The 26,056-nt window shown below is 38.0% G+C and carries 27 protein-coding genes; 13 read left to right on the top strand and 14 right to left on the bottom strand.

All coding sequences use genetic code 11. From position 1 onward, the window contains the following. Nucleotide 1: 1 nt before the first annotated feature. The 3 genes from A7A69_RS07095 to A7A69_RS07085 all read right to left on the bottom strand — a co-directional run bounded on the left by A7A69_RS07095 (nt 2) and on the right by A7A69_RS07085 (nt 3,473). The gene (locus A7A69_RS07095; protein WP_120371346.1) at nt 2–1,273 is read right to left on the bottom strand and encodes a hypothetical protein; all 1,272 of its coding nucleotides are present in this window, start codon (nt 1,271–1,273) and stop codon (nt 2–4) included. A 321-nt stretch (nt 1,274–1,594) separates the two neighbouring features. Continuing rightward, a complete protein-coding gene (locus A7A69_RS07090; protein WP_152876730.1) occupies nt 1,595–2,497 on the bottom strand; it encodes a siderophore-interacting protein in 903 nt (300 codons plus the stop codon). Nucleotides 2,498–2,624: 127 nt separating this feature from the next. Next, the gene (locus A7A69_RS07085) at nt 2,625–3,473 is read right to left on the bottom strand and encodes an aldo/keto reductase (protein WP_152876729.1); all 849 of its coding nucleotides are present in this window, start codon (nt 3,471–3,473) and stop codon (nt 2,625–2,627) included. Nucleotides 3,474–3,675: 202 nt separating this feature from the next. On the opposite strand from A7A69_RS07085, the gene A7A69_RS07080 reads away from it, so the two are divergent. Both A7A69_RS07080 and A7A69_RS07075 read left to right on the top strand, forming a co-directional pair. Further along, nucleotides 3,676–4,446 (top strand): class I SAM-dependent methyltransferase, encoded by a 771-nt coding sequence (locus A7A69_RS07080; RefSeq protein ID WP_152876728.1) that lies wholly within the window; start codon nt 3,676–3,678, stop codon nt 4,444–4,446. A gap of 30 nt (nt 4,447–4,476) precedes the next feature. Next, nucleotides 4,477–5,046, top strand: coding sequence for a hypothetical protein (locus A7A69_RS07075; RefSeq protein ID WP_152876727.1), 570 nt, complete (start codon nt 4,477–4,479; stop codon nt 5,044–5,046). A gap of 70 nt (nt 5,047–5,116) precedes the next feature. On the opposite strand, the gene A7A69_RS07070 is transcribed toward A7A69_RS07075, so the two are convergent. Both A7A69_RS07070 and A7A69_RS07065 read right to left on the bottom strand, forming a co-directional pair. Then, nucleotides 5,117–5,683 carry a hypothetical protein gene (locus A7A69_RS07070; protein ID WP_152876726.1) on the bottom strand — a complete coding sequence of 189 codons (567 nt, stop codon included), beginning with the start codon at nt 5,681–5,683 and terminating at the stop codon, nt 5,117–5,119. A 196-nt stretch (nt 5,684–5,879) separates the two neighbouring features. Beyond that, nucleotides 5,880–6,347: a Holliday junction resolvase-like protein gene (locus A7A69_RS07065; protein WP_120371327.1), complete on the bottom strand. Its 468-nt coding sequence runs from the start codon at nt 6,345–6,347 to the stop codon at nt 5,880–5,882. Nucleotides 6,348–6,485: 138 nt separating this feature from the next. Between A7A69_RS07065 and A7A69_RS07060 the strand changes: the two genes are divergently transcribed. Together A7A69_RS07060 and A7A69_RS07055 are read left to right on the top strand one after the other, a co-directional pair. Next, the gene (locus tag A7A69_RS07060) at nt 6,486–7,130 is read left to right on the top strand and encodes a ParA family protein (protein ID WP_120371326.1); all 645 of its coding nucleotides are present in this window, start codon (nt 6,486–6,488) and stop codon (nt 7,128–7,130) included. Nucleotides 7,131–7,266: 136 nt separating this feature from the next. Continuing rightward, nucleotides 7,267–8,376 (top strand): AI-2E family transporter, encoded by a 1,110-nt coding sequence (locus A7A69_RS07055; RefSeq protein WP_120371325.1) that lies wholly within the window; start codon nt 7,267–7,269, stop codon nt 8,374–8,376. 225 nt (nt 8,377–8,601) lie between these two features. On the opposite strand, the gene nadS is transcribed toward A7A69_RS07055, so the two are convergent. Both nadS and A7A69_RS07045 read right to left on the bottom strand, forming a co-directional pair. Beyond that, nucleotides 8,602–8,874: a NadS family protein gene (nadS, locus tag A7A69_RS07050; protein WP_152876725.1), complete on the bottom strand. Its 273-nt coding sequence runs from the start codon at nt 8,872–8,874 to the stop codon at nt 8,602–8,604. Continuing rightward, nucleotides 8,867–9,187: a type II toxin-antitoxin system RelE/ParE family toxin gene (locus A7A69_RS07045; RefSeq protein WP_152876724.1), complete on the bottom strand. Its 321-nt coding sequence runs from the start codon at nt 9,185–9,187 to the stop codon at nt 8,867–8,869. The genes nadS and A7A69_RS07045 overlap by 8 nt, the downstream gene beginning before the upstream one ends. 305 nt (nt 9,188–9,492) lie before the next feature. On the opposite strand from A7A69_RS07045, the gene A7A69_RS07040 reads away from it, so the two are divergent. From A7A69_RS07040 to A7A69_RS07030, 3 genes are all read left to right on the top strand, one after another. After that, nucleotides 9,493–10,104 carry an NAD(P)-dependent oxidoreductase gene (locus A7A69_RS07040; RefSeq protein WP_120371068.1) on the top strand — a complete coding sequence of 204 codons (612 nt, stop codon included), beginning with the start codon at nt 9,493–9,495 and terminating at the stop codon, nt 10,102–10,104. A 122-nt stretch (nt 10,105–10,226) separates the two neighbouring features. After that, nucleotides 10,227–12,377, top strand: a complete 2,151-nt coding sequence (yccS, locus tag A7A69_RS07035; RefSeq protein WP_152876723.1) for a YccS family putative transporter — start codon at nt 10,227–10,229, stop codon at nt 12,375–12,377. A gap of 70 nt (nt 12,378–12,447) precedes the next feature. Next, nucleotides 12,448–12,735 carry a DUF3817 domain-containing protein gene (locus tag A7A69_RS07030; protein ID WP_152876722.1) on the top strand — a complete coding sequence of 96 codons (288 nt, stop codon included), beginning with the start codon at nt 12,448–12,450 and terminating at the stop codon, nt 12,733–12,735. A 57-nt stretch (nt 12,736–12,792) separates the two neighbouring features. Here the strand turns inward: A7A69_RS07030 and craA are convergent, their stop codons facing one another. After that, nucleotides 12,793–14,022 (bottom strand): chloramphenicol efflux MFS transporter CraA, encoded by a 1,230-nt coding sequence (gene craA, locus A7A69_RS07025; RefSeq protein ID WP_152876721.1) that lies wholly within the window; start codon nt 14,020–14,022, stop codon nt 12,793–12,795. 512 nt (nt 14,023–14,534) lie between these two features. Here craA and A7A69_RS07020 point away from each other — a divergent pair. Both A7A69_RS07020 and A7A69_RS07015 read left to right on the top strand, forming a co-directional pair. Next, entirely contained in the window at nt 14,535–15,128 is a 594-nt protein-coding gene (locus A7A69_RS07020; RefSeq protein ID WP_187349192.1) for an NAD(P)H-dependent oxidoreductase, read from the top strand. 10 nt (nt 15,129–15,138) lie between these two features. Next, the gene (locus tag A7A69_RS07015; RefSeq protein ID WP_152876720.1) at nt 15,139–15,453 is read left to right on the top strand and encodes a putative quinol monooxygenase; all 315 of its coding nucleotides are present in this window, start codon (nt 15,139–15,141) and stop codon (nt 15,451–15,453) included. A gap of 71 nt (nt 15,454–15,524) precedes the next feature. Here A7A69_RS07015 and A7A69_RS07010 read toward each other — a convergent pair whose 3' ends face one another. From A7A69_RS07010 to A7A69_RS07000, 3 genes are all read right to left on the bottom strand, one after another. Further along, nucleotides 15,525–16,994 carry an AbiH family protein gene (locus A7A69_RS07010; protein ID WP_152876719.1) on the bottom strand — a complete coding sequence of 490 codons (1,470 nt, stop codon included), beginning with the start codon at nt 16,992–16,994 and terminating at the stop codon, nt 15,525–15,527. Nucleotides 16,995–17,082: 88 nt separating this feature from the next. Then, on the bottom strand, nt 17,083–17,451 hold the full coding sequence (locus tag A7A69_RS07005) for a hypothetical protein (protein ID WP_152876718.1): 369 nt from the start codon (nt 17,449–17,451) through the stop codon (nt 17,083–17,085). A gap of 96 nt (nt 17,452–17,547) precedes the next feature. Next, on the bottom strand, nt 17,548–18,957 hold the full coding sequence (locus A7A69_RS07000) for an FAD-binding oxidoreductase (RefSeq protein ID WP_152876717.1): 1,410 nt from the start codon (nt 18,955–18,957) through the stop codon (nt 17,548–17,550). Nucleotides 18,958–19,324: 367 nt separating this feature from the next. Between A7A69_RS07000 and serA the strand changes: the two genes are divergently transcribed. From serA to A7A69_RS06985, 3 genes are all read left to right on the top strand, one after another. Beyond that, a complete protein-coding gene (serA, locus tag A7A69_RS06995; protein WP_120371078.1) occupies nt 19,325–20,557 on the top strand; it encodes a phosphoglycerate dehydrogenase in 1,233 nt (410 codons plus the stop codon). 89 nt (nt 20,558–20,646) lie between these two features. Next, nucleotides 20,647–21,528: an EamA family transporter gene (locus tag A7A69_RS06990; protein ID WP_152876716.1), complete on the top strand. Its 882-nt coding sequence runs from the start codon at nt 20,647–20,649 to the stop codon at nt 21,526–21,528. 101 nt (nt 21,529–21,629) lie between these two features. After that, nucleotides 21,630–22,499, top strand: coding sequence for an EamA family transporter (locus tag A7A69_RS06985; RefSeq protein ID WP_152876715.1), 870 nt, complete (start codon nt 21,630–21,632; stop codon nt 22,497–22,499). Nucleotides 22,500–22,543: 44 nt separating this feature from the next. Here the strand turns inward: A7A69_RS06985 and A7A69_RS06980 are convergent, their stop codons facing one another. The 3 genes from A7A69_RS06980 to truB form a co-directional block, all read right to left on the bottom strand. Then, nucleotides 22,544–22,993 carry a hemerythrin domain-containing protein gene (locus tag A7A69_RS06980; RefSeq protein WP_152876714.1) on the bottom strand — a complete coding sequence of 150 codons (450 nt, stop codon included), beginning with the start codon at nt 22,991–22,993 and terminating at the stop codon, nt 22,544–22,546. 143 nt (nt 22,994–23,136) lie between these two features. Continuing rightward, complete coding sequence (locus A7A69_RS06975) at nt 23,137–23,907, bottom strand: sulfite exporter TauE/SafE family protein (RefSeq protein ID WP_152876713.1); 771 nt, start codon at nt 23,905–23,907, stop codon at nt 23,137–23,139. Nucleotides 23,908–23,920: 13 nt separating this feature from the next. After that, on the bottom strand, nt 23,921–24,826 hold the full coding sequence (truB, locus tag A7A69_RS06970) for a tRNA pseudouridine(55) synthase TruB (RefSeq protein ID WP_152876746.1): 906 nt from the start codon (nt 24,824–24,826) through the stop codon (nt 23,921–23,923). Between the two features lie 149 nt (nt 24,827–24,975). Between truB and A7A69_RS06965 the strand changes: the two genes are divergently transcribed. Beyond that, a complete protein-coding gene (locus A7A69_RS06965) occupies nt 24,976–26,019 on the top strand; it encodes a lipase secretion chaperone (RefSeq protein ID WP_152876712.1) in 1,044 nt (347 codons plus the stop codon). Nucleotides 26,020–26,056 lie beyond the last annotated feature (37 nt).

Raw genomic sequence — 26,056 nt, 5'->3', positions numbered from 1 at the left:
ACTAGAACGTTTTAAACTTTTCTGCATCTTGTACTGAATTTTCAGTGAAAGTACATATTCCGTGTTCATCACTGTTTAAATTTAACTGCTTATAGCTCAGCACAAAATAGTCGGGATATTTTTTAATTATAATTGGACTCATATCTGTGGTCAGTGCATCTTCTTCTTTAAATAATTTCATCACACGTCGGTCATTCATCGCAACAATATAACGCTCGGCATTAATCACGATTTTGACAATCCCGCTACTTTTGGCATGAATACTAATCAGATATTTATTATTCAATTGAACAGCATCGGCAAGATAACTTTCAAGTTTATGGCTAATTAGATTAAATACCAAATGATGCCCAAAATTATCCTGTAATTGATCGTTGGTTTCTTGCTGAGACATAGGCAGATTAAATTTGATCCCCAATTTCTGCAAATCCTGCTCTGTGACCTGACGTTTACTTAGCATGACGCGGGTAATCAACTGTTTCAGGTTGGCATCAAAATATTGATCATCCAAATGCAATTCATTATTTCTTAAAATGCGTCCAAGTGCTGCGCTATGTCGCGACATTAAGTTTGAAATAACAGTCCGATAATAAAACTTACTGTTCTTCTTTACACTACGTATTTGCTGGTAAAAATAGCCCTGATCATAAGGATGGCGTATGAAATCATTTAATAGGCTTGAACTTGCCAACACTGAAAGCGCTTCATGTCCAGTAAACGGTAATTTTAAAGTATGCAGAGCGGGAATGACTTTTTTAATTTTTAAATAGTGTTCACGGTCTTCTTTATAGTAAGGATCATAGACCACAATATATTCAGCCTGAGTTTCAACATCAGTGGACTGAATCTGCATATCCCGATTTAAATTAACATCAAAAAACTCGGCATAACGGCGATCTTCAACTTGCTGTGGATCAATGCTAAATTGGGGAACAAAGGCAATCACACGATTCATTTTCAGCAATTTAGAATATTTAATCGCAGCATAGCCCCCCATCGAACCACCATATCCCACAATATGTTCAAACTGATTCAGTATGGGCTGTACACTTTCCATCATCTGTTGCATGGAAGCTTGCGGAAACCATGATTTGAGCTTGGGCATAATACCCAAGACGTTGTAATCATATTTAATTAAGGATTTTTCGGCATTAATGGTCAAACCTTTGGCACGACTAATTAAATCTCCAAATGAAATCACCAATTCACTGGATGTCCCTTTTAGAAAAATAACCCGTATATGTTCGTCTTCAAAAATAATTTGCTTGTCCATTAGGCTACCAAAAATAATGACTGGCTCAGTTCCAAACGCCATGCTCTACAGAACAACGCGGAACTTGTTATTTTATAAAGACTGTGGCGAGAAAACAGGGCAAAAGCTACCACAATGTTGCAATCTTGTTGAAACTTCCTATAAACATATACGTCCAAAAGTTATCAGCAAAATTAAAAAAGTTATCCACAATTCATAAAAAATGAGTAAATTTCAAACACCATGATCAATCCTCAGCGATGGTCAGCTTTTAAGAAACCACCCTTCTTGATTTCATAATTCCATATAAAAAAGTACGAGTTACTTTACAGTGACTTTAAATTAATCAAATACTTTTCCTTTTCGCCAATAGCCCATAAAATTCAGGCAGTTTTTATCAATGCCGCAATCCTGAATTAAAAAACGGCGTATCGCCAAAACAGCCGCAGACTCAGCCGCAACCCATGCATAAAAAGTTTGCTGTGCTTGCTGTTCATTTTTAGTCAGCCACAATATTTGCTCATCGACATTAATATCTTCTAATTCAAACTGTTGCTGTTGTGTTGGTTTAAATAATTGCTGAACCGTTTCAATCAAATGATGTCCAGCCGACTGCCCCTGTTCACGGCTAAACCATTGCACTTGAATATTCGGATGTTCAGCGAATGCAACCTGATCTTGATCCAAAGGCATTTCAATATAAACTTTGACCTGTGCCTGTGTATTTTGTTGAACAAGTTCTTCAATAATTCCCGAAACTGCCGGAAGTGCAGTTTCATCTGCCATGAGTAAAATCTGGCTCGCATGTTGTGGAGGCTGCCATTCAAAACCTGCTTGTTCTCCCTGCCAAGCGATATTTGGAGCAGCCATTTGTAAATGATCCCCCAGTTTCGCCTGTTCCGCCCACGAAGATGCGGGCCCAGTCTCGCCATGCATGGCAAAATCGATATCCACTTGTTTCTGTTTTTGTCGTAAATGTCGAATGGTATAAGTACGCATAGGTGGGCGAACCTGTTCAGGTAACTGTCGATAGTGCTGATACCATTCAGCATGGTTTTCAATCCATTGTGTTTGTTCAGGATTGTCTATTATGGGGAAAAATAACTTTACCCGCTGATCAGGTGCATAACTGAGCACCTGATCCAGTTGATCTCCTTGAAAGGTAAATCGGGTCATGGTTGGAGATAATTTTTGAATTTGAGCCAATTGCATATTCACAATCAAATAAGGCTGTGCCTGATTCATGATCACATCCTAATATAGGAAAAGTCATTTCAATATAGCATCAAAAGATAATGATTATCAATTTCATTATCACGCTTGTATTCACATTTCCATCAATAAGATATGATCTGAATCCAATCACCAACCTTTAAAATTCCTCATATACAGCAGGGTTCTGATTGGCTAAACGACCATCTGTGCGGGTCAATTGGTTGATCTGCTGCATCTGCTCATCACTCAGGCTAAAGTTAAAAATTTCCTGATTCGCCAATTGGTTTTTATCGCTACTGGCCTTCGGAATCGGGATTACACCCAGTTGATGCTGCCATCTTAAAATCACTTGCTGCACTGAATAATTCAGCTCTTGAGCAATCTGCTGCAAGACCTCATTTTTAATGACCTCACTGCCCCGCCCCAAAGGACTCCATGCCATCGTCAAAATCTGCTTGGATTGATCATATCGACGCTGCTCTGCCTGATTAAAATAAGGATGTAGCTCGACCTGATTGATCACAGGCAATATACCTGTTTCACGTTGTAAGGTATCAATATGCTCAGGCAAAAAATTACTGACGCCAATGGATTTGATCAAGCCCTGCTTTTGTGCCTCAATCAGCGCTTGCCATGCCTCAACGTATAATCCCTGTTTTGGATTCGGCCAATGAATCAGATAGAGATCCAGATAATCCAGTTGCATACGATATAAAGATTCTTCAATGGTTTCCATTGCCTGTTTATATGGATGACGACGACCTGGTAACTTAGAGCTTATAAAGACTTCTTTGCGCTCTAATCCAGATTGCCGCAATGCTTCACCCACAGCGCCTTCATTTTCGTAGTTAAATGCCGAATCCAACAGACGATAACCATTGTTCAAGGCACGTAACATGACCTCAACCCCTGCTTTGCCTTTTAATGTATAAGTTCCAAAGCCAAGTGCAGGAATCTGATGACCATCATGAAGTTTGAAAGAAGGGATGTTAATCTGCTGAGTCATTTTTCACTCTTTTATGTATGCATTGTATCTAAAGTTTTAACATGTAAAACCGTATAGCTCTGCTATATCCACATATAAAAATGTTATAAAACTCATCGAATTGTATGAAAAATGCTATTTTCTAAACGCTTCGTATAGATGCGGGGTTCATAATAGAAAAAGGTTATCTGCATTAAAAAATACTATTTTTGGGTCAAAGCTTATGAAACCGTTTCATCATGCTGCACAACAAGGATTTAGTCAGGCTGCCGAACTATACCAACAGGTTCGACCAGATTATCCAAATGAAATTGTGAACTGGCTAAATCAGGAGTTGCAATTAGATCAAAGCTCGTGTGTCGTGGATTTAGGTGCTGGTACGGGTAAATTCATCCCTTATCTTGAGCAAGTTACATCAGAAATTATTGCGGTTGAACCCGTTCAAGCTATGCGTGAACAGTTGAGCCTTGCACACCCTAAAGTTAAAACCCTAGATGCCCATAGCACTGAAATTCCATTGCCCCCTCAAAGCGTCGATGCGGTGCTATGTGCGCAGTCATTTCATTGGTTTGCCAATATCGAAACACTCAATGAAATCTATCAACTTCTCAAAATTGAAGGGCATTTAGGGTTAATCTGGAATCAACGTGATATTGAAGTAGACTGGGTCAAAGCACTGGCAGATATATTGCAACCGTTAGAACAAGATACCCCTCGTTATCACAGTGGCGACTGGAAAAAAGTATTTGAGCATCAATTTCTATTTCGACTCGAAAGTGTCAAAGTTTATTCTCAAGTTCAAAAAGGGACAGTGGAACAAGTGGTGAGTAAACGCTTGCTTTCCACCAGTTTTATTGCCGCGATGACTGAAAAACAACAGCTCGAACTTAAAAAACAATTTGAACAAGTCGTATATGAGTTTACGGGTAAACAACCACAGGATGAAATTGAATTCCCTTATATCACCTATGCTTACCACTTTAAAAAAATCTAATGCTGATCCAAACTCAATAAGGAAAACATCATGAGCATCCAAAATAATAAGCCCTTGCAGATATTTGCTTTGGTTTTAGGCAGTACATTGTTACTCAGTGCATGTAATAAAAATGATCAAAGCAAAACAGCACCATCAACTGAACAACAGACCAATGAGCATCAGGCAAATGTAGATCAATTAAAAACGCCACCGATCAAAGAGTTTCCTACGACAGAACAAGATACTCATGACATTGCGCTATTAGATGAGTTTGATGAAAAATTCACTGCAATGACAGATGATATGGACAATGAACTGGCAAAAATGCAACAGGATGGAAACTTAACACCTGAATTTGAACGTAACCGTAAACTCGATCATATTCAGTCGGCACTGACCATGCTAAAAGATTTAGATTTAAAAACAGCACAAGGACGATATATTCAGGGATTGTTATATCAATACTGGGAAAATCAGGGCAAATTAATCAATGAGCAAACCAGCTCTGCAAATGCTCAGAATCAGAAAAAAGCCGCAATCAATGTACAAGACCTGAGTGATTATTTACATGCTCAGGAACAATTAAAACACTGGAAAGACCAACAAAAGCCAGCATAGAAATAAAAGCAGCGACATTATTCAAAAGAACTGTGCCGCTGCGGATCATTTTTAAAGTTTGAGCAGGAAATTAAATTTTTTGACGCTCAATCCATTGAATGGAATGAACACGAAATACCTCACAAGCACCATCACCTACACCACCAGGAGCAAGTGATGACGTCCACACCAGATTATTATCCTTCACTTCAACCAATTCACCTTTCAATCGAACTAAATCACCACGTTTGACTTGGGTAATCTGTTTAGCAATATCTGGGTTAGCAGGAATAATATGCATGTTTGAAACCAGTTTCATGGCCTGATCAGGGGACACAGGAAGTGTTTGCATACTCCAGTTCAAGTAACGATCGTACTGATTAATTTTAATTTGTGAAGCAATTTCAGGATGTGCAAATAAGCCATAACTGACAGCAAAATCGATAGGAGAGAATTTTGCCTGTTCATCATCACGATATTGTTTAGAACCCAAAATACGAAAATCACCATTAAAGGGTTTTAACACTGAAATAGACTGACCTTTAACCGCAGGAGCCAAACCTCGCGCAATATTATAGTCACTGGAGGTTGATGCAGAAGCACTGACTTGCCCAATACTCAATGCCACAATCAATCCTATACACATCTGCTTGAGCATATTGAGTCCTCCACTAAAAAAGCATCATTACATTGAGATTGATGTTTTTATCATAGGCTCAAATTTTATAAAAAGTTGCAAATTTGAGTAACAATAAAGATGTATTCAGTCTCTTTTTTGTGGCACGTTAATAGTTGTGAACTGTCGGTTTAGCTTCAAATAAAGCATGTTTGATATAAATAAATTACAGCTCAAGCTAATCTTCAAAATCAACTCTTAAAGTTTCAAAGCGTACTCGTCCATCTTGAACCGCCTGTGCAATCGCTTGCTGACCTTTTGTGAGTCGTGCGCCTCCACTTTTAATATCCATCAGAATCACTTCGATATCTTCAGCTTGACCTTCACCATCACGAAAATCGGTATAGCCATCAAACACCACATAATCTACAGGATCTCCCAGAAACTTGGCATCACTTGGTAAATAGCGAAATTCGGGTAATATCGGCGCGAATTGTTCTGCCATTTTGCCTTTTAATACCGCGCGACTGGTATTTACACTGCGCTTTTGTGCCTGAGCTAAAGCCTGTTGATGTTCAAGTTCCAACTCACCAATATATTGTTCATATTCCGCCCGAATGCGCCCATTTCGTGTATTTGAAAGAATTAATGTGGTGACCACTACACCTATACATGCTCCAATTAACATTGCCATCCAAATGGACATGAACTTATTTACTCCAGATTCGGTTAAATACTTTAACTGTTAAACACTTTAAATAAGCGAAAGACTTTTGTCATGTGTAACCTTTCGGCGTTAAAAAGATGCTAATCTAATCGAGTAAATCAAGAATATATCTCGGGCATGAAAACGATACTTATAGCAAATCAAAAAGGCGGATGCGGTAAAACCATTACAGCAATTACACTGGCTTCAGCATTGGCGCAAAAAGGATACAAAGTCGCACTAGCCGATGCGGATAATCAAAAATCAGCCTTACAATGGCTTAAACAACGCCCAAAAACCGCAGTAACGATTCAGAGTTTAGATTGGCGACATGAAAAATCGATTGGTGATGCACCTAAAAATATAGATTATCTGATTATTGATGCACCTGGTGCATTATCTGGTGAACATGCTGAACAACTGATTAGTGAAGCCCACGCAATTGTCACACCACTCCAACCCTCTTTTTTTGATATTGACAGTACCAAGCGTTTTTTAAAACATTTACAAGATATCAAACGGATTCGTAAAGGCAAAATTGGTATTCATTTACTTGCCAATCGGATGAAAGCCAACACATCAAGCAGTAAAGATATTCAGCAATTTTTTGAGAAAATTGAACAACAGCCTGTCGCTACAATTTCTGAACGTAGTGCTTATGGTCAATTGGCAATGCAAGGTTTGAGTATTTTTGATCGATCTCAAAAGAATTTTTTGTTATTACAAGCACAATGGCAACCGCTGCTAGATACTTTGATTGAAGATCCGACTGAATGGTTTTAATCATAGGTTGAAGGTTTATAAGCTACAGAAAATGTTGGCATTCATTTTAACAACGTAATGAAACTCAACATTTATTTTCGGATGGTTTTTTTTCAGTTAAGATAATTTGCCTAATATTTAATACATAGAGAGTTCAGTGCAACAATACGCGCCCACGTTACAACGAGCTTTATTGTTCGGATTACTTATTATCCTGCTTTTTTTGGGATTTAATATCCTGAAATACTTTATTGTTCCTGTGGTTTGGGCGGCCATTATTGCCTATATGACTTGGCCAATTTATCAGTCCGTACAACGTTTCTGTGGTGTTCAGCGTCCGAATCTTAATGCATCTATCATGATTTTGCTGATTATTCTGGTGATTGGCGTACCGCTGACTTTTGGCGTATTTATGCTACAACACGAAGGTCGCAATCTTTTTTTTGAACTGCAAAAACAAATTTTTTCGGGTCATTTAGATGTTCCAGATTTTATTCGTGAGCTGCCGATTATTGGTAAGGAAGTTTCACGGATTCTTAATGACATCAATAATGACCCTAATAGTATTACCCAGAATGTAGCCGCGTGGATTCAGGGGCATATGGGCTATGGGCGTTTTGTTTTAAGTGAAATTAGCCGAAATCTGGTTAAATTGGGTTTTGCGCTTTTATCACTCTATTTCTTTTACCGTGATGGGCCGACCATTTTAAATCAAGTGAAAAAAGCGATGGAAATGGTGATTGGGCCACGTGTTCATCATTATATGGACACCATTTCTGAAACCACTCGTGCAGTTGTATATGGTGTTGGCTTAACCGCAGTCGCACAGGCGATTTTGGCAGGACTCAGTTATTTTATAGCGGGTGTTCCTAACCCAATGGTATTAACCATTGTCACCTTTTTATTGGCTTTAATTCCGTTTGGTACGCCTGTCGCATATACCTCTGTCGCACTTTGGTTGTTTTCTCAAGATCATATGATGGGAGCAATTGGTGTGATGCTGTGGGGTGTTTGTATCGTCAGTACTTCTGATAATGTCATTCGTCCTTTGGTGATTTCAGGTGCCACCAAAATTCCATTCTTGCTTATTATGTTTGGCGTATTGGGTGGTTTGGCGAGTTTTGGTTTGGTGGGCTTGTTTATTGGCCCTGTGATTTTGGCAATTTTACTTGCAATCTGGCGTGAATGGTTGCATGAAAATATTGAACCTGAACCAATGCCGAAAACCACCATGATTTATGATGATCTAGACGATCCTAAAATTTAATTTTTGAATGTTTTAGAGTCTACAAGCGAAGGGTTGAAAAGATTCATCATTAATCGATTTCACCCTTTTCTTTACTTAGACCTCTGCATGTAAAATTAAATTGATCTTGATTCAACTGTTATTTATATCTAGTCCATGGTGTTGATAGGCATCATCGACCAGACATTTTTATTTGGGGCTTACACAAAAATGGGAACCTTAAGCTCCCAGTTTTAGATAATCTTTTCAAATAAGGCTTGGGTGAGCATCTAGAATTCGAATTAATGTAGCTGCTGGTCCAGTTGGATAGCGTCGTCCCTGTTCCCAATTTTGCAGCGTACGGGGGCTAATATTTAGACGTGCCGCAAATTCATTTTGGCTTAAGCCAGTTTTTTCACGCACTTCTTTAATATCTGGCAATTCGAGCTCTGTAACTCGACTTGCTTTAACTTCTTCACGTTTGATAGCTCCAGCTTCTTTGATTGAAGCAACCAAGTCCTCAAATAAGTTGTTATCCATGAAATTGCTCCTTCACGAGTTGGCGCAGAATAGCTGTTTCCTTATCTGTTAAATTATCTTTCACTGATTTGGGATAAGCCACTAAGAAAAAGATCTGATCATCCTCGGTAACCCAATAATAAATCACCCGTATGCCACCACTTTTCCCTTTGTTACCTTGAACACAACGTACTTTGCGAATACCACCGCCATTCTTGATTAGGTCACCTCTATCAAGCTGTACCAAAAGATCTTGCTGAAGTTGACGATATTCCTCATCAGATACAAGGTCTTTAATTTGCTTGGTAAAGATGCTGGTTTCAATAAATAACATGAACTCTTTATACGTCAATGGCGTATTTTGATTTTAGCAGTTTCCATAACAAAAAACGAGAGCTATCAGCTCCTGTTATTCCCAAATAGCTTTGTATTTAACCTCGCCTATCTGTCCGTATCAAAATTACCACCAAGCTTATATTTCTTATTGATACGCCAACACTTATACCCAAACTGTTACAGGGCATGGACATAAAACGAACGTAATTTACAAGCCAGACTGGCATGATAGATATCATTCTGTACAAATCAATATCATTTAAATTTGGTTAAATTTTCTGATAAAAAACAAAGAGGCTTACAATGAAAATTGCTTTAATTGGTGCAACAGGTATGGCAGGTTCACGTATTTTAGAAGAACTGGTTTCACGTGGTCATTATGTCAAAGCCATTGCGCGAGACACGCACAAAGTGGCGGATACAGAACGTGTGATGGCAGTTAATGTCGATTTAAATGATCATGAGGCTTTAGTAGATGCATTAAAAGGACAAGACGCGGTGATTAGTGCCGTTCGTTTTCAGGGCTTAGATGCTCATGCATTGATTGAAGCGGTACGTGACTCTAAAGTAAAACGCTATTTGATCGTGGGCGGTGCAGGAAGTTTACATGTACCTCATCAAAATATCCGTGTTTTGGATACACCTGATTTTCCTGATGCTTATAAACCTGAAGCAGAAGCGGCAGCAATATTTCTCGATAAACTCAAAGAAATCGATGATCTCGACTGGACGTTTATTTCGCCTTCTGCTGAATTTGGTCCAGGGAAACGTACAGGTGAATTTCGCTTAGGTAAAGATGAGCTTTTGATCGGGGAAGAAGGAAGTAAAATCTCGGCTGAAGATTTTGCGGTGGCGCTTGCTGATGAGCTTGAACAAAACAATCATATCCAGCAACGTTTTACCGTGGGTTATTAAGGTCGTAAATCGTTTTTGCAAAGGAAGCGAATCATTCGCTTCCTTTTTTGTAGAATCAGGATTGACAGGCTTTTAAAAAAAGCCCAACCTCAATAAAAATATAAATGAAATCCTCCCAATTCATGAATGGCCTCACCCGTTTCTTCAAACATTATAATTTTAATGCAACGCTAGTTTACTGCTTTCAAATATTGATTGTTCTTACAGGAACAACACTAGGTTTACGCTGGCTCGGACATGATGAACTGATTGTACCTGTCACACTGGGTACGATTGCCACAGCATTAACAGACTTTGATGATCGCTTAACTATTCGGCTTAGAAATTTATTTTATGTGGCCGTGTTATTTTTTGCGGTCAGTAGTATTTTAGAGTTTTTAGCACCTCATAAATTTCTACTGATTTTATACTTATCACTTTCTAGTGGTTTTTTGATTTTATTAGGTTCACTTGGTCAACGCTATGCAACCATTTCTTTTGGCACCATTTTACTTTCGGTATACAGCCTTTTTGGCTTAGGTGAGTATCAGCACTGGTATCAACAACCTATCTATTTTGTTTACGGTGTGATTTGGTACGGCATTACCTCAATTGTTTTTTTTCTGATTAAACCAACGCTGCCTGTTCAGGATAATCTTTCGCAAGTCTTTAGCCATTTGTCTGATGTGTTAATGACCAAAGCCCGACTCTTTGACCCCGATAACAAAGACAATGTAGAACCTTTACTTTTTGAACTCTCAACTGAAAATGCCCAAGTGGTTCAATATCTAAATATTAGCAAAGCGTCATTATTAACAAGAATCAAAGCATCGCGCGTCAATAAAAACAGCATCTACTGGCTGCATTTATATTTTGTCGCGCAAGATATTCACGAGAAAGTGAGTGCCAATTATTTGCACTATGAACAGATTCAGCACAACTTTAGTCGCAGTGATCTCATCTTTCGGTTTCAAAAAAATATTCGACTATTAGCACTTTCCTGTCAGCAATTATCTGAATGTATTTTGCGAAATGAAGCATTTACGCCCAGTCTTGATCCAAGCTACGCTTTACAAAATCTGGAACTTTCACTACAAGACTGGATTCAGGATCATCCTCATAATACTGAAGTCAAAAATCTGAAATTGATCGTAAAAAACTTAAAAGATTTACACGATCAACTCAGTCATTTACAAGACGTGCAATTTACTTATGCTTATCGTTTTGAACAACATGCAGATAATTTAAATCTGCTCGATGATGATATTCACGGTATCAAAGATTTATGGCTTAAATTCAAACAACATTTAACACCAAAATCTGCCCTATTTCGCCATGCAACTCGGATTGCTTTTGTCTTTGCAGCAGGCTCGCTGGTTTCACTTTTACCATTTGCCCAAAATGGTTACTGGATTGTTCTGACCAGTTTATTTGTGTGTCAGGTGACTTATTTCGCGACCAAAAGTCGTTTAAAACTACGAACTTTAGGTACTTTACTGGGTGTAATTTTAGGTCTACCGATTCTTTATTTTGTGCCAAGTGTCGAAGGTCAACTGATCATCACCGTGATTTGTGGCGTATATTTTTTCTATCTACGTCAAAAGAAATATGCGCTTGCGACTTCAATGGCGACCTTAATGGTTTTACTGATTTTTAACCTTAAAGGCTTTGGTTATAGCATTATTGCCCCACGTATTTTGGATACCCTCATCGGCTGTGGTATCGCATGGTTTGCCGTGAGTTTTATCTGGCCAGACTGGAACTTTCGCAATATTTCCAACAATATTAAAAAAAGCAGCCAAGCGAGTATGAACTACTTAAATGCAGTGCTAAATCAATACCAGTTTGGCTGTACCAATAGTGTTGAATATCGTACTGCAAGGCGTTTGGCACATAATGCACAAACTGAACTTTCCAGTATGATTTCCAGCTTGAGTGCAGAACCGCAACCGAATCAGGCGTTGATTCATTCTGCGTTTCGCTATCTGGTTTATAGCCATAGCCAGCTCAGTTATATTTCAGCGCTCGGTAGCCATAGAGAAAAAATCAATGATCGGGAAGTCATGGATTTATTGGTCTGGTGTACTCATACCCTGCAACAGACGTTACTGGAACAAAAAACACTTCCTACTCAAGAAATTGAACACAAATTATTAGAAATTCGGCAACTTTCTGAACAGGATTCGACATCGGATGACCTCATGTTGATTTTAAAGCAAATCAGCTTATTGCTTGAAACTTTGCCAGAATTACTCATGCTGCAAAACAAACTACTCACGATGGAAATTAAATAAACCCTATTTTTATGTAGCTTTCATTCGATCTGAGCTACACTCGGACTTTGTTTGTATTTCAGGGCAAATTATGAACGTAAATACGTTACGGATTGTGGGATTTTTAGAAGGTCTGTCTTTTTTGTTACTCCTGTTTATTGCCATGCCAATGAAATATATTTGGGATAATCCACTTTGGGTCAAATATGTCGGTATGGGGCATGGTCTGTTATTTATTTTATTTTTAGTGATTTTAATTGCGGTATGTCAGCGTATGAAATGGTCGATTCATATGTTTATTCTGGGTTTTATAGCTTCGATTTTACCATTTGGCCCTTTTGTTTTTGATCATAAATTAAAAAAATCGATCCAACCGTAAATCATACATACAATAAATCATTCGTAAAAAGAGCGAATCTATAGATTCGCTCTTTGCTTAAAACTGCCCGTCCTGCCTACGTTGCTGCATCAATTTAAGCAAAACTTGCTTAGGTTTTAAAAACCAAAAACCGATCAGAATCAAACAGGTGAAACTAAATACCATGATATGAAAATGTATATAGAGTTCGCGCACCAGTTCAATAACCACAAAGAAGCTCAACATCAATAACATCGACACTGCTGCTGCCACGGTTCCTTTACTCATCTCAGATGACATCAAGGCAAAACGATACATGACCGAAAAACTAATACCCTCACCAAAGCTAATCAACGTCATTCCAATTAATAGACACAGCACTAGAGATTGTTGCCAGATTGCGCCAATAACTAAAATAAGCGTACCCAATAACATAATTGGCAAACCCATTAAAATAGTTTTTCCTAAAGGATAGCGGTCAATAATTTTAATCAACACAATATTACCCAAAATCAGCCCGATAAAAACGGGGAACTGTGCCAAGCCATATTGCACACTACTAAACTTGAGTTCTTCCACCAACATCACAGGGGACAATGCAATCCATAGCATTAAAGGTAAACTCACCAAAGGCAATGCCAGAGTAAGACCTAAAAACTTCTTATCGGTAAAGATTTTTTTAAAATCATCAAACAGATAAATAAACGGTTGACGCGTCACACTCTGCTGCTGACTTGGCATTTTGGCTTTTAATCCAAACCAACTAATAAATGCCAACAAAGCGATTGCAACAAAACCCCAGTGCCATGACACAGAATCAATCAGAAAAGCACCTAACACTGGCCCAAGTAAAGGTGCAAGTAGGGAAATATTGGCCATTAATGCCATTACTTTAATCGCATCACGTTCAGCAAAAGTTTCCTGAATAGCGGCATAACCGACCGCAGCTATCACAGTCAAACCAATACCTTGTAAAAAGCGCAAGATCAGAAATTGCGCCATATTCTGTGTCAATAAAATGAGTAAACAACAGACGCCAAAAAATAATACTCCAGTTAATAAAACCTTTTTACGACCTAAACGATCAGAAAGGGGGCCGAGCAACCAAGCTACACTTGCTCCACCCAATAAATAAAAGGACATTGATGAGGGTGCCCATGTCGAACTGACACCAAAATCCTGTGTAATGGCCAGCATCGCTGGCTGGATTAAATCATTACCAATATAAACCGCAAGTTCAAACAGAACCAAAGCTAGCGGAAACATTAAGGTCTTACGATTTAATGTTGTCGTTTGCATATTTTGCATTGTGATCTACTTATTCAATATATCTGTTTGCAAGCTGAACATTATTTTTTAATCAATATGCGCCAGCCCAATGGCAAACATTGAGTTTTAAAAAATTGGATTTTTAATGTGCTGAACACTCAGCAATAAAACACTGTATTCACAAAGTGTCTGAATTTTGAGGAGAGAATAACAACGTGAGATTTAGGTCAAATTACATGACCAAGATTTGTAGAAAAATCTGCGATAACCATAGCATTTTTTATTTTCAGCGTCGATATTAAAATGTTAAATGAAGTACAACATTATTATTTCTTTCAATTTTTTTAAAATTTAACCACAAATTATGCATGTTGTGACTGTGAGTAAACGCTAAGTTATCCACAGATTGAGTTAAAAAATAAACACCATAATGACTTATGCCCTTTTGATTATTGATTTTTAAACAATAATATTTTGCATATTCATGCATTTTTTAAACGCAATAAACACCCTATAGTGATCCTCATTCATTTTAAAAATCAGGTTCTCCCGTGAGTCATATCTTAATCATCAACGGTGCTAAAGCATTTGCGCATTCCAATGGACAATTGAATGATACCTTAACCGATTTTGCGCAACGTCATTTAATCCAGTTAGGTCATGACGTCAAAGTAACTCGGACGGACAGTGACTATGATATTCAAGCTGAGATAGATAAATATGTCTGGGCAGATGTAGTGATTTATCAAATGCCAGCTTGGTGGATGGGCGCACCGTGGACGATGAAAAAATATATTGATGACGTATTTACCATTGGTCATGGTGTACTGTATGCCAGCGATGGACGTAGCCGTTCCGATGCCACTAAAAAATATGGTTCTGGTGGATTGATTCAAGGCAAAAAATATATGCTTTCTTTGACATGGAATGCCCCCATCGAAGCATTTAAGGATCCTGATCAGTTTTTTCACGGCGTCGGTGTAGATGGTGTGTATTTACCTTTTCATAAGGCAAACCAATTTTTGGGTATGGACTCACTCCCCACTTTTATCGTCAATGATGTGATTAAAATGCCAAACGTGCCCAGCTATATCGACGCTTACAAAGCCCATTTAGATCAAGTTTTTACAGTTGAATATGAATAAGGAAAATACAATGTTGACGATTATTGCCGAAATTCGTACCCATGCAGCTACGGAACATCGTCAGGCTGTTTTAGATGCTTTCCAAAAAATCACCCCTATGGTGTTGGCAGAAGATGGTTGTTATGGTTACGAGACTTTGATTGATCACTTACCTGCGCTTGAAATGCAAACTCAAGATCCAAATTTAATTATGATGCTGGAAAAATGGCAAAGCACTGCACATCTTAAAATGCATATGCAAACTGCACATATGCAGCAGCATTTTGAAATGATCAAAGATCATGTGAGGGATGTCAAAGTTCGTATTTTGGAGAGTGGGGTTTAGAACATTAGAGGTTATCAGTAAAAGTGTATTTCACTGATAACGTCAAATTTTTTTATTTATATTTCGTTATTTCAGCTTATAGAATCACTCATCATTATTCTTGGATTTTTCTCAAATTTTAACCAATTTTTCTTCATCCATGTCTCAACTTTTTCTTTACCTAGAATAGCTAATAAATTGTTAAGTAATGAAAATTTTGCGTTTTTATCAAAATAGTAAACAGTAACGCGTACATTACGATCCATATCATCGTTTAAACTAAAAAGATCAATAATATAATCCTTATCGGAAATATCTAATGAATGCCCCCAAATATAAAAAGTAATATTTAGTTTACTTTCCACTTCCATTAAATTTTGTCGAGCAAATCGCTTGCCTAATGAATCCGAACTATCAAAATCTTTTTCCAAATTTTCTATTTTCAACTTATGATTCTCTATTTTATCTTTACAATCATTTAAAAATAAATAATCAGTATCTTTGAAAATTTTCTGATGATACTTAGTAAAACCATATGCCTTTAATTTTATCAAATTTTCATGCTCTAGTTCAGAGATTCCTAAAACAATGTTCTGATTCTCACCGAAACTACCATGTAAGTAATCCACCTCAATAGCATCATAAAATCTTTGATAAGTATTTGTATAGTTAAAAGAATAAATTTTCTCAGGATATATCCAATCCTTAGCATCAATTCTCAATTGATCTTTAGGTTGAAGTTTGCTTACTGTTATTTCTAAGTAATGATTAAATATTTTAATAAACTCATCTAATGATGTGTAAATCTCATCAAGTATTTGGCCTACTTTTATTTTTAAAAAACCTGAGTGCAAGATAATATATTTTTCTCGAATATAAAATCTAAAATCGCCATCAGTTTCTTCATCTCCAACATCATGATTTTGAGTATAAAACCTTCCTAACTCATCTTGACAATCTTCATCAATATAATATCCTGATTTTAATATTTTGAATAATTCTAGTATGTTACAATACTCTCTTGTTAAGAATAATTGCTTCGGCTCTTTTTGACCATAGAAACAAATTTCTGTTGAAAAACTTCCAAATTCATCTATTTTATTTTCTAATTGAATAAGGAAACTAGCTATAACTTTAAGTGCTTCACTTATTTTTATCTCAAAATCAATCCAGCTTTTCACTTCCCTTACATGATTATCGAAATATTGATACCAATCATTTTTTTTAAGTTGATGCTGAATTTTTATGATCTGTTCAAAAGATAATTTAATTGAATCTGTAATATAAATTTCTTTAGTTTTATCAATAAACCATTTATCACGACATTCAGCAAATAACTCATCAAAATTCATCTGATACGTTTTTTCAGTAAATGCATATTGAAATTGTTGTATTTTTATTAATAGAGTCGTAAGATCATCTACTGAGGTATCAAAAATATTTTTTATCGGCTGTCCTAAATCTTTTTCTTCAATTGCTTTCATCACATCCATAAAATGATCATACTTTGTTGGCAAATAATGTGACAAATCGAATCCATTTCCAATGATCAAAATATTCATTATTATAAAATTCTCATAAAAAAAGCATATCTTCCGATATGCTTTTACCTAAAATTTATTATTTATTCAAGCAATAAAGCCTAAAACACTAAGAACATAACTTGCTCTGAAAACCTCGAGTATTCTTGCCTCTGGCACACTGATAACTTTGCTGTTTATTTTGCAACAGCCATTTTTTATCATCCAACTTAAATAAATATTCAGTCTTAATCGCAGATACAGAATCATCCATCAAACCTGTTTGAATAACTGTAATTCTGGAAACAGTAGGAGATTCAACTCGATTAAACACTTGCTGAATCGAAGTGTTTTGATGTTCTTTACTAATTTCAGGTTGTGCTTTAAGCACTTGCTGCATCGGACTTTCGCCACTGCCAAATGACATCAACTTGGTCGTTGTGGCACAACCCGTCATCAGTCCCAAACATAATCCAGAAATCGCAAATAAACGTAACATCTTTTTCACACATCTAATAAAAAAAGGCGTAGCTTTATGATGCTACGCCAATCTCATTTACACTGTAGAAACTATGTAGCTTCTATTTCAATAGTTTTATAAATCAAATAATTTACCAGGATTCATAATTGCATTTGGATCAAATGCCAATTTCAGCGCTTTCATATATTCGATTTCCTCTAGCGAACGCGAATATTCCAAATATGGTTTTTTGGTCATTCCCACGCCGTGTTCAGCCGAAATTGAACCATCATATTTTTTTACAGTATCAAATACATATTTATTCACCACCTGACATTTAGCAAAGAATTCATCCTTGCTTAAATTTTCAGGTTTTAAAATATTTAAGTGTAAGTTACCGTCACCAATATGACCAAACCAACAGATTTCAAAGTCTGGATAATTGTTCTGCACAATTGCATCAATTTCTTTAATAAATGCAGGAACATGAGTAATTAATACTGAAATATCATTTTTGTAAGGCGTAAATGGCGCAATTGACTCGGAAATATCTTCACGCAAACGCCATAAACTTTCAACCTGATCCAGACTTTGACTCATCACCCCATCAAGTACCCAACCTTGCTCCATGCAATGTTCAAAGATCTGCATGGCTTTATCCATAATCGGTTCATAAGGTGCTTCAAATTCAAGTAACACGTAAAATGGGCATTGAGTTTCAAATGGGCGTTGTACATGACCACGATCCAACACTTTTTTCATCGCAAGTTCACCAAAGAACTCAAATGCCGTTAGGTCAATTTCCTTTTGGAAAGCATGTAGCACTGGCATCACCGCATCAAAATCAGGAACACCCAGAACCAAAACTTGTAGGTTTTGTGGTTGACGTTCCAATTTGATTTCAGCTTCAGTTACTAAACCTAAAGTTCCTTCACCACCAATAAACAAATGTTGCAATGCATAGCCAGTTGCGTTTTTAACCATGCCTTTGTTTAAGCGTAAAATATCGCCTTTACCTGTGACTACGGTCAAACCTAGCACCCAGTTACGCGTCATGCCGTATTTGATAACTTTGATACCGCCCGCATTGGTGCCAATATTACCGCCAATCTGGCTAGAACCAGCAGATGCAAAATCAACAGGATAATACATGCCCTGTTCTTCAGCATAATTTTGTAATTGCTCAGTCACAACACCTGCCTGCACTCTTACCATACGATCTGCTGGGAAAAATTCCAGAATCTGGTTCATCTTGTCCATACTCACGACAATTTCACCGTTGGTCGCGACTGCACCTGCGGACAACCCTGTACGCCCACCCGATGGTGTAATGGCGACATGAAATTGATTTGCCAGTTTTACGATGGATTGAACTTGCTCCGTGGTCGATGGAAAAACGATGACCGATGGGTTTGGATCAAAATGCTTGGTATGATCGCGCCCCCAATTTTCAAGACTATCCGCATCAGTTTTAATGCGGTTTTCACCCACGATTGCGGTTAATTGAGTAAGCAACTCAGGTGTTAAAGCGACTGGAGCATTCATCGTTTACAGGCCTAGCAAGAAATAAACAGGTGGGTTTGGGAAATTTGCGAATACGATGGAAATCAATTGCACGTCTTGCAAATTTCTAAAAGCTTTTGAGATTCTACCAAAAATCTGCGTTTATTTTACATGTAAGCACGAGCAGGATAAAGCATGGCTTAAAAATGCAGTCGCTACAAAATGTGTTGAATCTTCAGGCATAGTGCCAATATTTTTCTTAACGTCAATCACAGCCTAAATAAGTTTGTCAATACACTGAAATTTATTCATCTATTGAATCCATATCGTATATTTATAACGCATCAACAACTGGCAGGACTTGTGATATAATTTCGCGACTAAATTTGGCCTTTGTAGCGGAGCCGTAATGAGCCAACATCTATCACTACCTAAAGATAAAATTCGTTTCTTATTGTTAGAAGGTGTTCACCAAAACGCCATCGATACTTTAAACGCAGCGGGTTATACCAACATCGATTACCATAAAACTGCACTTGAAGGCGAAGCTTTGAAAGAAGCCGTTAAAGATGCACACTTTATTGGTATTCGTTCGCGTACTCAATTGACTGAAGAAGTATTTGAAGCAGCGAACAAATTGATTGCGGTCGGCTGTTTCTGTATCGGAACAAATCAGGTTGATTTAAAAGCCGCGATGTCACGTGGTATCCCAGTTTTCAACGCCCCGTATTCAAATACGCGCTCTGTTGCTGAGTTGGTACTAGCTGAAACAATTTTATTGTTGCGTCGTGTGCCAGAGAAATCAACAGATACCCATGCAGGTGGATGGAATAAATCTGCAGTCGGTTCTTTTGAAACTCGTGGTAAAACTTTAGGTATTGTCGGTTACGGTTCGATTGGTTCTCAACTTTCTGTATTGGCAGAAAGTATGGGCATGAAAGTGATCTATTTTGATGCTGTGACTAAACTACCATTGGGTAATGCACGTCAGGTCGGTTCACTTGATGAACTACTTGCAACTGCTGATGTCGTCACTTTGCATGTTCCAGATGTACCATCTACACGCAACTTCTTCAAAAAAGAACAGTTTGCCAAGATGAAAGAAGGTGCAATCTTCTTAAATGCTGCACGTGGTACATGTGTAGTGATTGAAGATTTGGCAGATTCTTTGAAATCTGGTCATCTTGCAGGCGCAGCGGTTGACGTGTTCCCGAAAGAACCAAAAGCCAACGGTGAAGAATTTGTTTCGCCATTACGCAACATTCCAAACGTGATCCTCACCCCGCATGTGGGTGGTTCAACAATGGAAGCGCAAGCCAACATTGGTCTTGAAGTTGCTGAAAAATTTGTTGCGTATTCTGATAAAGGTATGACACTTTCTGCGGTGAATTTCCCAGAAATTGCATTACCATTGACTGAAGGTAAACACCGTCTATTACATATTCACAAGAATATTCCAGGCGTATTATCAAAAATCAATAATCTATTCGCAGAACAAGGCATTAACATTTCTGGTCAAAGCTTAATGACCAAAGGTGATATTGGCTATCTTGTGATGGATGTTGATGCATCTGCTTCTCAGGAAGCACTTGATATGTTGAACGAAGTCGAAGGCACAATTCGCGTTCGCATCTTGTTCTAATTAAATATTGATGAAAAGCCACAGCATCGTCTGTGGCTTTTTTATGTCAACATGAATTATCATAATCAAAAATATACCGTTTGTTCAAAATGTCCTTATCCAGCTCAAAATCGCAATTACAAGCGTTAATCTTTCTGCTTGTAGCGATGATCTGTGTACAAAGTAGCGGTTCTCTCGCCAAAATTTTATTTCAAAGTTATCCAGTTTTAACTGTCTCTGCCATGCGTCTATTTTTTGGCGCAATCATTTTAGCCGTAATTTTTCAAGCATGGAAAATCCAGTGGCAGCAAGTGCGCTGGAAAGCCATTTTCAGTTATGGTATTGCGCTAGCAGGGATGAATGCTTTGTTTTATTTATCATTACAACGCTTACCTTTGGGTATCGCAGTGGCGTTTGAGTTTGTTGGCCCACTAAGCATTGCTTTATATTATGCACGGCAGAAATATGATTTGATCTGGGTATGCTGCGCCATCATAGGTTTACTCTTATTATTTCCTTTTCATCAGGCCAGCCATCATCTTGATCTGATTGGAATAGCTTATGCCTTAGCCGCAGGTGCTTGCTGGGCGTTATATATTATTGCAGGTCAAAAACCTTCAGGCGTTTCAGGTAATCACACCGTTCTTTTAGGGATGACTGTTGGTATGCTGGTTCTACTCCCTATCGCCGTTTTCACGGGTTCAGTTGATCATGTGTTTGAACTTCCGAATATTTTTTATTTTATTGCCCTTGCAATTTTAGCCAGTGCTTTACCTTTTTCTCTAGAAATGCTGGCATTGAGACGACTGACCGCACTTAGTTTTGGTACGCTCATGAGCATGGAACCTGCTGTTGCTGCATTTTCTGGTTTTATCTTTTTGGGCGAAAAATTAATATGGAGTCAATGGTTAGCTTTAGCAACGATTATTACAGCCTCCATTGGTTGCACAGTGACAACTCAACGGGCACGGCACTCCAATACATCAGATTGATAACTGCTTGTTTATTTGCTCGATATGGATTTAATTGAGCTACTATTGAATCCATATGGCTTTAATTTATTTAAAACACCTACAAATGTTGAGTCTTAATCATGCCTAACACGCCATTGATTGCTATTGTTGCCATGTTGCTGTCGATGATGTGTTATCAGATTAGCGCATCTTTTGCCAAGCAATTGATTGCGGTATTAGACCCATTAAGTGTGACTATCTTAAGGCTCTGCTTTGCTTCAGTTTTAGTCTTTTTGATGTTTCGATCTTGGAAAATCTTAAGCAAACTTTCAACTTTAAAATGGCGTGACTTACTCGGTTATAGCGGCGCTTTAGGTCTCATGAACGTGTTGTTTTATATGTCTCTTGGCAAATTGCCTCAAGGGATTGCCGTTGGATTAGAGTTTATTGGTCCATTAGGACTTGCATTGCTTTCTATTCAGCAACGCCGCGATTATATTTGGGTTTTATGTGCCATCTTAGGGATTGCTCTGATGGTACCGTGGCAACAAGCAGCTCAGACTAATTTTTCCATGACTGGCGCTGCTTTTGCACTTGGGGCAGGTTTATGTTGGGCATTTTATATTTATTTTGGTCATAAAGTTGTCCGCCAAAATATAGGTATGCATGCTTTGACCATTGCAATTAGTCTTTCTGCATTGGTGCTACTGCCTATCGGCTTAGTCCATCAACCTGAACATTTAATCAATCCAGAACATTGGCCCAAAGCTTTACTGATTGCCATTCTCGCCACTGCAATCCCCTATGCATTAGATCTATTTGCACTAAAAAGACTAACTAAACTCAGTTATGGTACACTTTCTAGTCTTTCGCCTGCGCTAGCTGCACTCGCAGGTCTGGTTTTACTCAGTGAAAAAATCTCGTTATTACAATGGATTGCGCTTGGTTTCATTACATTGGCGTCTATTGGTGTAACTTTACGAGCAAAAACTGAAAATATCACTGAGTAACACTGAATAGCCCGCGATTTAAGTGGTTTAAAAAATCTCTGAATTTAAACTAATTCAGCTTTTTTATACTTGGCATATTCTTTTAAATATTGTTGACCAAGCTTTTCTTTTTGCTTGTCATCCAAAATTTTCCCAGCCTGTTGGAAAAATTTATGCTCCTCTTCTTTCAAATGATGGTGTACCACTTCACTTAACTGTTTAGCAATCGCCAACCAGCTAGGGCTACTCATATCGGTTTCTTCCAGTTGCTCAACTAATTCATCCATTTCATGATGTTCCGACAATGCATGTCGGCTAATATCCAGCCCAATATCGTTAAACATCAAAGGAATATAAAGATAGCGATCTTCAGCAACTGAATGCGCCCACAGTTCATTTTTTAGAGCCTGAAATAATTGTTCCCGTTCTTCACTATGTCCATGCGTCTGTACTAAACGTTCAGAAAGCAAGCGTTGATTATCATGACTTTCACGTAATGCTTCAAAAATATTCATTGTTTGATAGTCCCTATTCTGGCTATTTTATTATTGGCTAAATAGAAAAGGCAGCATGCCTTGCTACCTTTTAGTTTATTTTTTCAATTTTTTAAGAATAGATACTTCGTGTCAAAATCTGTTTCAGAACGTTGCTTAGGCCATTAGCCAGTTACAAACATTTGATATCCAATGCGACAGATGAGGATTGAAACCAAAATTAAAAAGATAATCCGAACAAAGCCACTGCCGTATTTCAATGCAACACGTACACCCACTACCGAACCAATGACATTGGCAACTGCCATCATCAAACCAATATGAAAAATAACATGACCTGTCGGTGCCAAAAAGCTAAGAGCAGCAATATTAGTCATGAAGTTTCCTATTTTTGATAATGCAGAAGCATGTAAAAAATCAACATTCAAAAAGCGGATAAAGAAGAAAATAAAAAAACTACCTGTCCCTGGACCAAAAATTCCGTCATAGAATCCAATCAGCAAGCTCCCAATTGCAGCAAGCATCAGTACTTTAGGCGTGATACTTAAAGCAACATGTACCTGTCCAAAATTCTTTTTTACCAATGTATAAATCGCAATAACGATTAGCATGATAAAAACAAAAGGGCGCAAAACAGATTGTGGAATTAATGACAGACAGGCGGCGCCTAAAAAAGAGCTAATCAATGCACAAACAGCAATCACTGCGAGTAACTTCCATTGCAGCTTCACCTTTCGTACAAATGTATAGGCTGCGGAAGCCGTTCCAAAAACTGAAGAGAGCTTATTGGTTCCAATCACGGTTGCAGGTGACATTTGCGGGAAGGTACTCATCAGAGCAGGAATCTGAATCAGACCACCTCCCCCAACCGCTGCATCAATTGCACCTGCACAAAACGCAAAAAAGATTAAGCTGAGTATGACTTCAATTTCCATCTGGGAGCTATGCCTATAAATTTAAAAGACGCTTTGGCACCAATCTTTTTTTATCGGTAATTTCAGCCAGACCCAAACATTGATCTTGATCAAACACCAGAACTTCAGGCGCAGGTGTATGTTCGATATTACTTTCCTGACCATTACAAAAATATTTGTGACGGCCTTCAGGAATTTGAACTTTCGGTAAATATTCGACTGGTGCGTAGGCTGGCAATAATAGCATATCGCGGGCGGTTTCATTAAGCTGCTCTAAATATTCAATGCTATATTCAGGAATTAACTGGAAATGTCCCGTCTGGGTTCGATGCAAATGGGTGAGATGACCACCACAACCGAGCACCTCACCAATATCTTCACCTAATACTCGAATATAAGTTCCCTTAGAACAAGTCACATCTAACGTAAGACTTTCTGCATCAAAATCAATAAGTTTTAAATCATAGATTGTTACAGGACGAGCGGCTCGCTCCACCTCAATGCCTTGTCTGGCTAATTCATATAAAGGACGTCCATCACGTTTTAAGGCAGAGTACATCGGAGGGATTTGCTGAATATCTCCACGAAATTGATCCAGTACTTGTTCAATACTTTCACGGGTCAAAGCAGGGACATTTCTAGTCTGAAGAATCTCCCCTTCTACATCGCCTGTCGAAGTAGTTTGTCCAAGCTTAACTATAGTTTGGTAACGTTTGGTTGAGTCTAATAAATAATGTGAAAACTTGGTTGCCTCTCCCAGACAAATAGGCAATAGACCCGTTGCCAAGGGATCAAGCGCTCCCGTATGACCTGCTTTTTGCGCCCGAAATAACCAGCGAACTTTTTGCAATGCGGCATTTGAACTTAGCCCTAAAGGCTTATTCAACAGAAAAACACCACTGAGGTGGCGACGAGGAGTTTTTTCAGATTTAGCCGTCATGTATGTCCAGTGCAAGGCAGTCAATGCTGCCGCCATGTTATCAAATCCGCTTATCCATTTTTACAGTATTTTATGTTTAGTGTGATATTTTTATGCATGGATTCTTTAAATCTACTAAAACAAAAAATGAAATAGGGATGGATCTCTAGATGCAAGGATTTCGCAATCATAAAGTTTGGATCGCCATTGGTTTTATTGTTCTTTTGGTGATCGGTTTAGTATTTTGGCTTAAGCCCCAGTCTGCCAATGGTTCGATATCTAGTCATGATAATTCAAAGCAAAATACTTTCACACAGACGACTTTAGTTGCTCCATCCCCTGTATCAAATTTAGCTTCATCGACATTGAATAGCCCAAGTCAGGCAGATACCCAAATTAACTGCCAGCTTAAGTTGGATCAACAAAATAGTTTAATCGTGAATGAACAAACTAAAAATTGTTTTGAATATTTTATTACTCAATATGGTGAAAAAAGCATTGCCCAAATTGATGAGGATTTTAGAAAGTATTTACAGCAAAATTATCAAGAACCCGCTTTATCACAAATTCAAAATCTGTGGAGTCGCTATTTAAAATATCGACAGCAGCTTGGCGAAATTAGCCCACCGAATTTAAAACAGGATGATCCTGCTTATTATCGTGCCATTTTCAGCAATATGAAAAATCTACGCCAACAATTTTTCTCAGCGTATGAAATTTCTGGATTGTTTGGGAGTGAGGATATTTATCATGAATACACCTTAAACCGCATGGCAATATTGGATGACAAAACGTTAGCAGAAAGTGAAAAAGCCAAACGCTTAAAAGCCCTGTTCGATCAACTTCCCCAAGATTGGCAGGAAAACCTACAACAAACCACAAAATTAGAAGAGCTGAGACACCTAACTCAAGCCATTCAAGATCGCCATGGCTCCGCAAGTGAATTACGACAAATGCGTTTGAATCTGGTGGGGGCTGAAGCGACTCAACGGCTAGAAACATTAGACCAAAATCGGGATGTCTGGAAAAGTAAAGTTAATCAATATCTGGATCAGCGCGACACTATTTTAACAAGTGGAATGTCTGATGTAGCCAAGCAACAAGCAATTACTCAATTACGAAAGCAGTCCTTTGAACAACCACAAGAACAACTTCGCTTACAAACATTTGAATCTGTGCACGATCAAGGCGGAAAACTTCCCTTTGCCAATTAAGAGCACGTTAGCCACAGGAGGAAAATTTTTAACAACC

It is taken from the genome of Acinetobacter guerrae, from assembly GCF_009372255.1.
Lineage (GTDB): Bacteria > Pseudomonadota > Gammaproteobacteria > Pseudomonadales > Moraxellaceae > Acinetobacter > Acinetobacter guerrae.
The sequence above is the reverse complement of the archived record's forward strand: the minus strand, read 5'-3'. Positions and strand labels throughout refer to the sequence as shown.

Excerpts from the sequence above, each read along its gene's own strand:
- A7A69_RS07095 (WP_120371346.1), bottom strand. The coding sequence starts at position 1,273 with ATGGACAAGCAAATTATTTTTGAAGACGAACATATACGGGTTATTTTT.
- A7A69_RS07090 (WP_152876730.1), bottom strand. The coding sequence starts at position 2,497 with ATGAATCAGGCACAGCCTTATTTGATTGTGAATATGCAATTGGCTCAA.
- A7A69_RS07085 (WP_152876729.1), bottom strand. The coding sequence starts at position 3,473 with ATGACTCAGCAGATTAACATCCCTTCTTTCAAACTTCATGATGGTCAT.
- A7A69_RS07080 (WP_152876728.1), top strand. The coding sequence starts at position 3,676 with ATGAAACCGTTTCATCATGCTGCACAACAAGGATTTAGTCAGGCTGCC.
- A7A69_RS07075 (WP_152876727.1), top strand. The coding sequence starts at position 4,477 with ATGAGCATCCAAAATAATAAGCCCTTGCAGATATTTGCTTTGGTTTTA.
- A7A69_RS07070 (WP_152876726.1), bottom strand. The coding sequence starts at position 5,683 with ATGCTCAAGCAGATGTGTATAGGATTGATTGTGGCATTGAGTATTGGG.
- A7A69_RS07065 (WP_120371327.1), bottom strand. The coding sequence starts at position 6,347 with ATGTCCATTTGGATGGCAATGTTAATTGGAGCATGTATAGGTGTAGTG.
- A7A69_RS07060 (WP_120371326.1), top strand. The coding sequence starts at position 6,486 with ATGAAAACGATACTTATAGCAAATCAAAAAGGCGGATGCGGTAAAACC.
- nadS (WP_152876725.1), bottom strand. The coding sequence starts at position 8,874 with ATGGATAACAACTTATTTGAGGACTTGGTTGCTTCAATCAAAGAAGCT.
- A7A69_RS07045 (WP_152876724.1), bottom strand. The coding sequence starts at position 9,187 with ATGTTATTTATTGAAACCAGCATCTTTACCAAGCAAATTAAAGACCTT.
- A7A69_RS07040 (WP_120371068.1), top strand. The coding sequence starts at position 9,493 with ATGAAAATTGCTTTAATTGGTGCAACAGGTATGGCAGGTTCACGTATT.
- yccS (WP_152876723.1), top strand. The coding sequence starts at position 10,227 with ATGAATGGCCTCACCCGTTTCTTCAAACATTATAATTTTAATGCAACG.
- A7A69_RS07030 (WP_152876722.1), top strand. The coding sequence starts at position 12,448 with ATGAACGTAAATACGTTACGGATTGTGGGATTTTTAGAAGGTCTGTCT.
- craA (WP_152876721.1), bottom strand. The coding sequence starts at position 14,022 with ATGCAAAATATGCAAACGACAACATTAAATCGTAAGACCTTAATGTTT.
- A7A69_RS07015 (WP_152876720.1), top strand. The coding sequence starts at position 15,139 with ATGTTGACGATTATTGCCGAAATTCGTACCCATGCAGCTACGGAACAT.
- A7A69_RS07010 (WP_152876719.1), bottom strand. The coding sequence starts at position 16,994 with ATGAATATTTTGATCATTGGAAATGGATTCGATTTGTCACATTATTTG.
- A7A69_RS07005 (WP_152876718.1), bottom strand. The coding sequence starts at position 17,451 with ATGTTACGTTTATTTGCGATTTCTGGATTATGTTTGGGACTGATGACG.
- A7A69_RS07000 (WP_152876717.1), bottom strand. The coding sequence starts at position 18,957 with ATGAATGCTCCAGTCGCTTTAACACCTGAGTTGCTTACTCAATTAACC.
- serA (WP_120371078.1), top strand. The coding sequence starts at position 19,325 with ATGAGCCAACATCTATCACTACCTAAAGATAAAATTCGTTTCTTATTG.
- A7A69_RS06990 (WP_152876716.1), top strand. The coding sequence starts at position 20,647 with ATGTCCTTATCCAGCTCAAAATCGCAATTACAAGCGTTAATCTTTCTG.
- A7A69_RS06985 (WP_152876715.1), top strand. The coding sequence starts at position 21,630 with ATGCCTAACACGCCATTGATTGCTATTGTTGCCATGTTGCTGTCGATG.
- A7A69_RS06980 (WP_152876714.1), bottom strand. The coding sequence starts at position 22,993 with ATGAATATTTTTGAAGCATTACGTGAAAGTCATGATAATCAACGCTTG.
- A7A69_RS06975 (WP_152876713.1), bottom strand. The coding sequence starts at position 23,907 with ATGGAAATTGAAGTCATACTCAGCTTAATCTTTTTTGCGTTTTGTGCA.
- truB (WP_152876746.1), bottom strand. The coding sequence starts at position 24,826 with ATGACGGCTAAATCTGAAAAAACTCCTCGTCGCCACCTCAGTGGTGTT.
- A7A69_RS06965 (WP_152876712.1), top strand. The coding sequence starts at position 24,976 with ATGCAAGGATTTCGCAATCATAAAGTTTGGATCGCCATTGGTTTTATT.